Source organism: Staphylococcus petrasii, from assembly GCF_002902565.1.
Taxonomy (GTDB): Bacteria; Bacillota; Bacilli; order Staphylococcales; family Staphylococcaceae; genus Staphylococcus; species Staphylococcus petrasii.
The window spans coordinates 1-7,346 of sequence record NZ_PPRC01000073.1; the positions used below are offsets into that span (position 1 = coordinate 1).

5 protein-coding genes are annotated in these 7,346 nt (G+C 32.3%); 4 read left to right on the forward strand and 1 reads right to left on the reverse strand.

Annotated elements, in window-relative coordinates; all coding sequences use genetic code 11:
* The first annotated feature begins 143 nt into the window (after nucleotides 1–143).
* Complete coding sequence (locus CD127_RS10215) at nucleotides 144–1,550, forward strand: glycosyltransferase family 2 protein (protein WP_103366635.1); 1,407 nt, start codon at nucleotides 144–146, stop codon at nucleotides 1,548–1,550.
* Between the two features lie 171 nt (nucleotides 1,551–1,721).
* Here the strand turns inward: CD127_RS10215 and CD127_RS10220 are convergent, their stop codons facing one another.
* Entirely contained in the window at nucleotides 1,722–2,207 is a 486-nt protein-coding gene (locus tag CD127_RS10220; protein ID WP_103366636.1) for a peptide-methionine (S)-S-oxide reductase, read from the reverse strand.
* Between the two features lie 192 nt (nucleotides 2,208–2,399).
* Here CD127_RS10220 and CD127_RS10225 point away from each other — a divergent pair, with 192 nt between their 5' ends.
* The 3 genes from CD127_RS10225 (at nucleotide 2,400) to CD127_RS10235 (ending at nucleotide 7,107) form a co-directional block, all read left to right on the forward strand.
* Nucleotides 2,400–3,203 carry a Cof-type HAD-IIB family hydrolase gene (locus CD127_RS10225; RefSeq protein WP_103366637.1) on the forward strand — a complete coding sequence of 268 codons (804 nt, stop codon included), beginning with the start codon at nucleotides 2,400–2,402 and terminating at the stop codon, nucleotides 3,201–3,203.
* Between the two features lie 260 nt (nucleotides 3,204–3,463).
* A complete protein-coding gene (locus tag CD127_RS10230; protein WP_420853167.1) occupies nucleotides 3,464–4,777 on the forward strand; it encodes a trypsin-like peptidase domain-containing protein in 1,314 nt (437 codons plus the stop codon).
* Nucleotides 4,778–5,106: 329 nt separating this feature from the next.
* Entirely contained in the window at nucleotides 5,107–7,107 is a 2,001-nt protein-coding gene (locus CD127_RS10235) for a catalase (protein ID WP_235851293.1), read from the forward strand.
* The last annotated feature ends 239 nt before the right edge of the window (nucleotides 7,108–7,346 follow it).

A 7,346-nucleotide genomic window follows, 5' to 3' on the forward strand; every position in this document is an offset into this window, starting at 1 on the left:
ATATAATCTATTATTGTATTATTGCAATAATAGATATAGAAAAAACTATTGTATTATGTATAATATATTATTGTTTGTATTTTTATTATTATTAAAAAGTACATTATATTATTAAATTTATTATTGATTTAAGGAGCATAGAAATGAAGATTGTAAAGAGTAAAGAAATCAATCATAGGCCCAAAGTAAGTGTATTAATTAGTACATATAATAAAGAGAAGTTTATTGAAACTACATTAGATAGTATTTTAAAACAAACAATGGATATTAAAGATTATGAAGTCATTGTGGTGGATGATTGTTCTACTGATCAAACATTCGATATTGTTGCTAAAAAAATAGATAACTTCGCTAACTATAAGTTTGTTCAATTAGATGAAAATTCAGGCACTCCGGCAAAACCACGTAATTTATCTATTGATTTAAGTAAAGGAAAATACATAATATTCATAGATGGGGACGATTGGCTTCCTAAAGGTGCTTTAGAAAAGCTATACACACTTTTAAAAACAAATAAGACAGATTATGCTACTGGGTTAACTAAATATGTGCATAGTGATCGTATTGCTAGAAGTGGAGTTGCTCTATCTAAAATTTCATATAAAAAAACAGATTTAAAATATTTTAGAAAATCGTTTTATCATCTAGCGCCTGCTGGTCGTATGATTAAAGCTAGCGTAATTAAAAAGAATCATATTCAATTTCCAGAAATGATTTATGGAGAAGATTTACAATTTTTTGCAGAAGTATTTTTCAATACTAAACGTATTAGTACGACGCAAGAGGTAGTGTATTGTGCTAATCGATACGATGATAATATTTCTTTAGTTAAATCAGAAAGCTCAACAAGTATTAATCGAATGAAATGGCAAGGGGAAGCTTATAGACATTTAATGAATAAGTATAAAAATAATAAGCTAATGCCTAATTTGCTATACCGTATTATTAATAAAGATATTTTAGAAGCTAAGTTTTATAAAAAGCGCTTTATTAATGACATTGATGAATTACTTCCTATTTTTCAAGATATTATTCATATGATAGAAGAACATTTCAATCCTTTAGATTATGTCGATGACGAATTAAACCGACAAGCAATAAAATTAATACGTAAAGGCGATAAAGAAGAGATTTTAAATTTCGTTAAATTTTATCTTAGAAAAGATGATAAACCACTTCATGAGAAAAATGATATCTATTATTATTCATTTAAAGGGACAAATTATAAAAAAAGAATGCACCCTACATTGCTAAAAATCGAGCAAGAAAATGATAAAATCTTTTTTAAATTACTTTCTAAAAACTCTGATTTAAAATATCTAGAAGTTAAAAATCGAAAAGATCCAACTCAGTTTATTGTAATAGATATTAAGAAAAATCGTTTCAAATCTGGAGAATATAGTGTTCAGTTTAAAACAGGTGACCTACCTAAAGGTAAACTAGCGCTCACAGTTTTAGATAAAGATTTAAATGGCTCAGTAATCAAATCTGGCATGCGTTTTGATTTTTATGAAACTGTTGGTGGTAATTTAGGATATATTAAGAAGTAATTAAAAGGTTAAGTTAGGATTATAAATGGAAGTTTAGCCTTGCTAAAACAATCATTCCTATCAGAAAAAATAATACTTAATATTAATGAAAAATATACGCTTAGGTACAAAGAGATTGTATCTAAGCGTATTAGTATATATGATTCATATTTTGAGGATATGATTTTATAATTATTTATTTTCTGTATTTTTATATTTGTAAACTAAGCTTTTAGGTAAGTGACAATAGTCGTCAGGATGGTGTTCTAATCGGTTTTGATGCATTTCAGCACTTTTAACATAGTTAGTAAGCGGTAAGACTTCGGTCGCTATAAGATGATGGTCTTCAATAGCGTCGATAAAGGCTTGTGCTTCTTTAAGGTGCTTAGGATTCTCACTATATAAACCTGTTCTATATTTTAAGCCGATGTCTTGGCCTTGTTGGTGAACACTATAGGGATCGATGATTTCGAATAAATATCCCATTAAGTCTGTAATTGAAACTTTATCAGGATCGAATTCTGTTTTAACGGCTTCAACATAACCATCATATTCTCCTTCTAAAGTATTCGTAATACCATTAGCTCTTCCACTGGTAGTATCGATTACGCCAGGAAGTGTACGAATATAAGCTTCTACGCCATATAAACAACCTCCAGCTAAATAAACTGTTTCCATAATCTCCACTCCTTAAATTGATAACTATTCTCATTCAAAATGGTAACGAATTAGATTTGTCTATTCAAATAAGAAGGGGTATTATAGCAGTCAAAAGAGTGTGAATATTTTAAAATTCAATCTATGTATTTGCTAAATTTTATCGCTATTTCACTAGTTATACCAAATATAGAATATAAACGAGGGATTAAAATGTTTAAGTTAGTTGTTACAGATATGGATGGGACATTTTTAAATTCAAAAGGTAGTTTTAATCGTGAGAAGTTTCAAAGTTTATTGAGTCAACTGAGAGGAATGGATATTCGTTTAGCTTTTTGTACTGGGAAACAGAATGAGCGTGTGGATGCTATTGTTGGAGACTTAGCAAAGGATTTATTTATCATCGGAGATAGTGCTTCTCGAATAAAAATTAATGGTATGAATATTTATGCTAAGACATTTAGTAATCAACTTGGGCAAGACTTAATTAAGTCGATTAAACAAATTGATGATGATTTAGTTATTATTGTTTGTACTGAAGGTATGGCATATTCAGAAGAAGATATTTCTCAGAAAGAACGAGAAATGGTTTTAGGTTCATATGAGAAGGTAACATTTTTAAATGATTTAAATACGATTGATAGAGAAATTTTAAAGATTACTATTTTTGATATTAAAGGGCAGTACTTTGAACATGTAAAAGATTTAAAAAGATATGAAGATGAGCTTTATATCGTTGCTGCAGAAGAGAATTGGATAGATATCACACATAAAGATGTTGATAAGGGAAAAACGATTCGCTTTTTACAAAATTTATTAAATATTAGTATTGATCAAACCATTGTCTTTGGTGATGGTTTAAATGATATCCCTCTATTTGAAAATGCACGATACAAAGTGGCAATGGACAATGCTTATCCTGAATTAAAACGTGAAGCGAATTTGATTTCTATTGATAATAATAGAGATGGTGTAATTGAAACGTTAAATACATTACTAGCCAACTGTGATAAGTAACCCTTCATGTGAAGAGATGAAATAACTTTCTATAGAGAAACTGATACGTACTTTTAAGCTTTTTTAATTCCTTGTCAAACCTTTTTGTTAAATAAAAAATTTATTAATAAAATATTGTAGACATTGGTAATAAATGTATATAATAAATATTATTAAAAGATAAATTATTTATATTTTTAAAGTAAGAGGGGATAAATATAGTGAACAAAGGGGTAAAATTAGAAAGATATATTCAAATAGTTGTTACGGTATTCGTAATGATGGGGTTGGCCTTCTTTTTTCAATTAAATGAAGCACAGGCTTTAACTAAAGATAATTTGGAGGCTACTCACAACACATTACATAAGGTAGCTGAACCTCAAGGCAAAAATGGAATGAACACGCCTAAAGCTGTTCATGCATCGGCAACGTTGCCACAGAATAAGAAAGTAACTTCTAATCAAGTATCAAAGAGTGTAGTACCAAAAGTATCAAAACCACAATTACCTGCTCAAACGCCAAAAACTGCAAGTAATATGAAGAGTGGGAAAACGCCTAAGTTAGCAACAAGTACAAAAGGTAAGCCAAAGCAAACAAGCGTTAAAGCAACAACAAAGCCTGTAACAAAAGCGACGAAACCACAAGTACTTGCTCAAACGACAAAGGCTACAAGTAATTCAAAAAATGAGAAAACGCCTAGAATAGCAACTATTACGAAAAGTAAGCCAGTACAACCAAGCGTTAAAACGACAGCGAAGACACTACCAAAAACAACATCATCAACTAATAAAAATTATTATAACCAACCGCCTAAGCGATGGCCTTCAAATGTACCTGGCGGTGAGAATGTACGAGATTTCGGTCAAACGACGAAAGAGTCGGGTCTTGATGATGCTTTAAAAATCATGAAGAAATCTGGGAATAAAGATGTGACAATTGAACATGCCAAACCAAAGGATGCTAACATTGCGACAGTATATAATTGGAATCCAACGGCCAAAACGTTAACGTACGGAACAGGAACGGCGATTGGGAAGCATACCATTTTAACTGCTAATCATGTGGTGAATGATCAACGTGCGCATCGACCTTTGTCACCATCACAGCCTCAGAATATGCGAGTGAACTTGTTACAAGAGGGTTCAAAAGTAGCGAAAACACTTGAGGTTTTTGGTGTGCAGATGTTACAGAATGGGGATGTAGCTCTCGTGTATACATACGAGGATATTTCGAAATACATGCCGATACGCAAAATTGCATCTGAGAAGACGATTAAGTCATTGAAAGCAAATACGCCTATTCATATGTATCATTATGGTGCGCCATCAGGGCAGTATAAAAACGATCCTGCAGGAACGATGTACCATTCTAAAGGTAAATATTCTATGACAGCACGTAATGTTAATCCTATCGGTTATTATCAAATGATGGCTGAACCAGGTTCGTCTGGAGCTGCTGTGTTAAATGATAAGAACGAAGTGTTAGGTATTCATGCGTTTAGAGTAGATTCAGGTGATTATAAGAAATATCACTTAAACACAATGGCAGAAATTAGAGGGAATTTACGTAAGGAAATCCTTGATAACATTGTGTAGATTGAGTGAATTTAAGATTGATTTTAAATAGTTTATGCGAGGCATCATTAAAGGACTAAGTCTTTTGATGATGTCTTTTTTTATTTAGGAAAATGATTACAGTTAACTTTTATGCACTCGTAATCACTTTCTCGTAAGCTATATCTTCACCACTTTTCAAGAAAATAAAAATCACGAGTAAAAAATATATTAAAATTATAAGGCTTAAAGCGTGATTAAAAAAACGGGTAAGGGGAATAAATTAATTGTATAGCGTTTATCGTAGAGTAGGGCATATTAAGTAATGAGTCATGATAAAGGCAAATATTAATTTATCGGGGGAGATAAAGGTGACAGAATCAAATAATAAAAAGCTTGAACAATTAGAATCGCAAAAGAAAAATAATTATAATCAAGCAATTACAACTAACCATGGTGTGAAAGTAAGTGAGGATGAAAACTCTCTTACAGTCGGCGATAGAGGTCCAACACTTCTAGAGGATTTCCATTTCCGTGAAAAAATGATGCATTTCGACCATGAGCGTATTCCTGAACGTGTTGTACATGCGCGTGGATTTGGTGCACATGGTGAATTTAAAGTATATGAAGATATGAGCGAATATACACAAGCAGACTTCTTAACTCACCCTGAAAAAACAACGCCAGTATTCGTCCGTTTCTCTACAGTGCAAGGATCAAAAGGGTCTCCTGATACTGTAAGAGATATTCGTGGTTTCGCAACTAAATTCTATACTGATGAAGGTAACTTTGATTTAGTTGGTAACAACGCCCCAGTATTCTTTATTCAAGATGCGATTAAATTCCCTGACTTTGTACATGCATTAAAACCAGAACCTCATAATGAAATGCCTCAAGGTGGTTCAGCACATGATACATTCTGGGACTTCTTTGGACAAAACCCTGAATCTACGCATGCAGTTTTCTGGGCGATGAGTGATAGAGGTATTCCGAAGAACTATCGTCAAATGGAAGGTTTCGGTGTACATACATTTAGATTGGTAAATAAAGAAGGTCAATCTTACTTTGTTAAATTCCACTGGAAACCATTACATGGTTTAGAAAGCTTAGTATGGGATGAAGCACAAATCTTACATGGTAAAGATGTCGATTTCCATAGAAAAGATTTATATGAATCAATTGAAAAAGGCGATTATCCTGAATGGGAATTAGGTTTCCAAATCATTACGCCTGAACAAGAATTTGATTTTGATTTCGATATTTTAGATCCTACGAAGCTTTGGCCAGAAGATCAAATTCCAGTAAAACGTGTAGGTAAAATGACGTTAAATCGTAACGTTGATAATGTCTTTGCGGAAACTGAACAAGTTGCTTTCCATACTGGACATGTCGTGCCTGGTATCGACTTTTCAAATGACCCATTATTACAAGGGCGTTTATTCTCATATACAGATACACAAATTTCAAGATTGGGTGGACCAAACTTTAACCAAATTCCAATCAACAGACCTGTTAGTGGCGTACACAATAACCAACGTGATGCGATGCACCAAATGAATATTCACCAAGGTCAAACGGCTTATCATAAGAATGGCTTGAATAATAATGAACCACACACAGCATCGAAAGAAGAAGGTGGCTACGAACATTATCAAGAAAAAGTGGAAGGCCACAAAGTACGTCAACGTAGTGAAAGCTTCAAAGATTATTATACTCAAGCTAAACTTTATAAAAATAGCTTAACTGAAGCGGAACAACAACATATGGCTGATGCGTTCTCATTCGAAATTGGTAAATGTAAATCAGTGATGGTTAAACAAAATGCGGTTAACCAATTAAATAAAGTGGATCGTCAATTAGCTGAATATGTGGCTAAAAATGTTGGCGTTGATGTGCCTGAAAATAATGAAGAAGTTCAATCTGACGCAAGTGATAGCCAATTAACATTAGAAAAATTCGATATTCCATTATTAGGCCACTCTGTAGCCGTATTAATTAATGGCGATATCGATGCAAATACATTGAAAGCTTATGCTGAAGTCTTCTCAAACAATCGTTTGAACTTCGCCTTTGTAGGACAACATGCGAAAGATTTAAATGAAGAAGTTGGTATTACTGAAACTTACAGTACAGCAAGTTCAACTGTCTTCGATAGCGTAATTATCTTATCAGATGGCAACGAATTATTAGAAGATGCAGTTGATTTCGCTGAATTAAGTTATAAACACAAAAAACCAGTAGTTGTATCTGAAGCAGCGTCTAAGTTATTAAAACATAGTAAAATCCAATTAGATGCGCCAGGTGTGATTGTTTCTGATAAACCAGAAGCGATTTTAGATGCATTTGAACGTTTCAGATATTGGGACAGATAAAGAAAAAAGAAGAGGGAAGGCAGTCTAAAATATAACCTTTTCTAACTAGTAAAGCACTTTCTATTGAAATTTTTTTAGTAGAAAGTGCTTTTTTTAGGTGGAAGCGAAGTAGGAGTGAGCTTAAGGAAATTTTGTTTACAGTTTTCATATAAAGTTAACAAAACTTTATACAGTATAATATTGCAAATTTTGTAATATAAATGTAATATTGTAATCGAATGGTAATATAAATTCTGGAC